Annotated in this window: 3 protein-coding genes; 2 read left to right on the forward strand and 1 reads right to left on the reverse strand. The window is 64.6% G+C overall.

Annotated elements, in window-relative coordinates:
• On the forward strand, positions 1-765 hold a 765-nt coding region (locus KA184_18835), incomplete at its 5' end, for a class I SAM-dependent methyltransferase (GenBank protein MBP8131640.1).
• Position 766: 1 nt separating this feature from the next.
• The gene (locus KA184_18840) at positions 767-1039 is read left to right on the forward strand and encodes a DUF2007 domain-containing protein (protein ID MBP8131641.1); all 273 of its coding nucleotides are present in this window, start codon (positions 767-769) and stop codon (positions 1037-1039) included.
• Positions 1040-1070: 31 nt separating this feature from the next.
• Here the strand turns inward: KA184_18840 and KA184_18845 are convergent, their stop codons facing one another.
• Positions 1071-3599, reverse strand: coding sequence for a helix-hairpin-helix domain-containing protein (locus tag KA184_18845; GenBank protein ID MBP8131642.1), 2529 nt, complete (start codon positions 3597-3599; stop codon positions 1071-1073).
• Positions 3600-3663: the final 64 nt, after the last annotated feature.

A 3663-nucleotide genomic window follows, 5' to 3' on the forward strand; every position in this document is an offset into this window, starting at 1 on the left:
CGCGCCTACGCGGAGGAGTACGCGCGGGCCGACCACTGGCAGATGGGGGCGAATCGGCGCAACGAAGCCGTGCGCGGACAGTCTCAAGCGGTCGTCGACGCGTTGCTGGCCCACAACGTTCGCGGCAAGGTGCTGGACGTCGGGGCGGGCTGGGGAACGGTGCTTGACCAGATGCGCGAACGCGGCATTGATTGCGAAGGCGTTGAGCCTTCCCGCGAAATGCGGGCGTACTGCGTCTCGCAGGGGCATCTCGTCCACGAATGCGAGTTGGAAAACCTCGAAGCGCGCCAACGGTACGCCGCCCTCACCTTTTCTTCCGTCTTCGAACATCTGGTGGCGCACGATGCGTGTCTGCAAGCCGCACGGACGCTGCTTCGGCCCGGCGGGCTGCTAATCAGCCTGCAACCCACGGCGCTGTTTCCCACGTTCGCAGCGACAGTCGTGCGTCTGGGCATCCGGCGCCTGCCTTTGCCGCAATTGCATCATGTCCTGTGTCCGCCATGGCACACGGTCCTGTTCTCGATTAGCGGCATGCGCGCGCTGCTGGCCCGCCACGGGTTTACGCTGCTTTCGGTGAGCATCGCGCCCCAACAACGCGACACCGGCTGGACGCGTCTCGCGCAGGCGGCACTGGAACGCGTCAACCGGGCCGGATGGCGCATGGCGGGAACGCGCTGGCCGCTTGCCGTCGGCCATATCTTTGTCTTCAAGAAAAACGGAACCGCCCCGGCGGAGACCGCAGGGCAAGGTCAGGAAGGTGCGTGAAATGATTTTCGATGCTGATGGACGTCCGATGGTCTCTGTGCACACCTGCTGGAACGATGCGGAAGCGGAAATCGTGATCGGCCTTCTCCGCGCCCACGAAATTGAAGCCCGCGCCAACTCAGAAATCCCCCACACCATATTGCCGTTGACAACAGACGGTCTCGGCGAGATACACGTGCTGGTCCGGGAGGAAGACGCCGCTATTGCGCGCGAAGTGCTGCAGCGCCAAGCAGAAACGGAACCGCCAGACCTCGCCTCGTCCGAAGAGGCATGAACGGTGCGTAATGCCGCAAGACCGCGCCTGCTCAGGAAGCGCCCATCTTCTTCTTCAATTCGGCTAGCTGCTCCGCCAACAGTGTATTGAGCCCCCGGTCCGGGCCGTCGCTGTACTTGACTTCCGTCGGCGCGCCCTGTTTCGTGCCCATCCGGCGCGCTTCGTAACCGTCCTGCCGGTCACCGCGCGGCCGCCGGTCCCGCCGCGGCGGCGCGGCGCGCCCGCGCCCGCCTTCCCGGCCTTCTCTGGGCCGTTCAGGCCGGCGTTCTTCCCCGCGTTCCTGCTGCGGCTCCCGTTCCCGTCTTCGTCGTGGCGCGGCCTCGCGCTGGGCCGGAGCGCCTTCCTGCGCAGGGGCGGCCGCCGCTGTTTCAGGCGGCCGGTCCCGCCGCGCTGGCCGCTTGTGCCGCGGCGGCGCGGCCGCGGCCCGAATCGACAACGAAATGCGCGGCTGGTCGCGGTCAACCTTGATGACTTTCACCCGCACGATGTCGCCGACCTTCACTACCTGCCGCGGGTCGCGGACAAAGCGGTTGGCCAACTCGGACAGGTGCACCAGCCCGTCCTGCTGAATGCCGATGTCGACGAACGCGCCGAAATCGGTCACGTTCGTTACAATCCCCTCAGCCTCCATTCCCTCCTGCAAATCCTCGACGGAATAGACGTTCTCGATGAAGTGCGGCGGACGGAACCGGCGGCGCGGGTCGCGCCCCGGCCGCATCAGCGCGACCCGGATATCGGCCAGAGCTATCGGTCCGACCACGTCTACGGAGAAAGGCGCGAGGTCCAGCGTCTCCAGAACTTCCCGATTTCCAATGAGCGCGGCCACCTCCACGCCAAGGCTCTGCGCAATTTTTTCGACAACCGGATAGGCCTCGGGATGAATGGCGGTCGCATCCAGCGGCTGCTCGCCGTCGCGGATGCGCAAGAACCCCGCGCACTGCTCGAAGGTCTTCGGGCCGATACCATCGACTTCCAGCAACTGCGTCCGGTTCTTGAATCCGCCGATCTTTTCACGGTGCGCCACAATATTCTGCGCGGTGCCCATCTGTATGCCGCTGACGTAGCGCAATTCGTGAACCGACGCCGTGTTGACGTTTGCGCCGACGCGGTTCACGCACGACACGAGCGTCCGCGACAAGCCATCGCGCAGCCGCCGTTGCGAAATCTCATGCTGGTACTGGCCCACGCCGATATTGCGCGGCTCGATCTTCACCAGTTCGCTCAACGGGTCCTGGAGCCGCCGCGCCACGGAAACCGCGGCCCTGCCGGCTGTCTCCAGTTGCGGGAATTCCTCCCGCGCCAGCTTCGACGCGGCATAGACTGCGGCGCCCGATTCGCTCACGTACACCGCGAACGCCCGCCGCTGCCGGTCCCGCTTGAGCAAGCCGTCCACAAACCGCATCGTATCGCGTGCCGCGGGCGCGTTGCCCACGGCCACCGCGCGAATGCCATATTTCTCCATCATGGCAAGCAACGCGTCTGCCGCGGCGTCCGGCTCGGCCTGAAGATGCAGGACCGCCTGTTCCTGAAATGCACCGGCTTCATCGACGGCCACGGCCACGACAGCGCCTTGCGCATCCGGCTCGATGCCGATCACGGGAATCGGCCCCGCGGGCGGCGCAAGCAGCAGGTTCCGCGCATTCTCCTGAAATACGCGCAGGGTGTCTTCTTCCGCCTGCTCGCGCGACCACTCCAGGATTTCCTTCTCCAACTCGGGGCGCAGATAACGGCGGTAAGCGTCTTCCGTGGCGCTGCGGATGTGCTCCTCGAAAGGCGTGCCCGTGATTTTGAGGAATCGTCCCAGCAGCGCTTCGAGCAGTCTTTCGTCGTCCACCGCCAGGTCGAGACGCAGATAACCCAGCTTCACGCCGCGAAAGGCCGCCAGCAGCCGGTGCGACGGAATGCTCATCAGTGGTTCCGAGAAATGGTAGAACGCTTCGAATTTCGTCTTCTGCCCGGCTGCGTTCTTCGTCGCCGCGGTCGTCATTTTCCCTTCGCGGAGCATATAGTCGCGCACGAAAACGCGCGTCTCCGCGTCCTGGGCGATCTTTTCCGTCAGGATGGCGCGCGCGCCGTCCAAGGCCTCTTCAGCCGAACTGATGGACTTCGACGGGTCGATGAACTGGCTCGCGAAGGATTCGACGCTCTGCATGCCGAGTTCCTGCGCCCAGACATAATCAGCAAGAGGGCCCAGCCGCTGTTCGATGGCCACGCTGGCACGTGTCCTGCGCCGTCTGCGGTACGGCAGGTACAGGTCTTCCAGCACCCGGGCGCTGTGACACGCCATGATACGTTCGCGCAGGTCATCCGTTACGGGCTGCAGCTTCTCGATGTTCTGCAGGATGGCGTTGCGGCGGTTCATCAGCGCCGTGTATTCCACGTTGCGCTCTTCGATCCGCGACAGCGCGTGCTCATCCAGGTTGCCCGTAACGTCTTTGCGGTAGTGCGCGACAAACGGCACCGTGGCCCCGCGATCCAGCAACTGAACCGCCGCCGCAATCTGTTCCGGGCGCGCGCCCACTTCCTCTGCGATTAGTTCAACAAACTTCTGCTCGATCATTGCCTATCCGGTTTCCTGACAACAAACGCCGGGCGGGAGTCTTCTCGCGTTCTTGCGTTCTGAC

It is taken from the genome of Candidatus Hydrogenedentota bacterium (genome assembly GCA_018005585.1).
Taxonomy (GTDB): Bacteria; Hydrogenedentota; Hydrogenedentia; order Hydrogenedentales; family JAGMZX01; genus JAGMZX01.

What these genes read in the sequence shown, in the direction of transcription:
- KA184_18845 (MBP8131642.1), bottom strand. Translation starts at nt 3,599, where the DNA reads ATGATCGAGCAGAAGTTTGTTGAACTAATCGCAGAGGAAGTGGGCGCG.
- KA184_18840 (MBP8131641.1), top strand. Translation starts at nt 767, where the DNA reads ATGATTTTCGATGCTGATGGACGTCCGATGGTCTCTGTGCACACCTGC.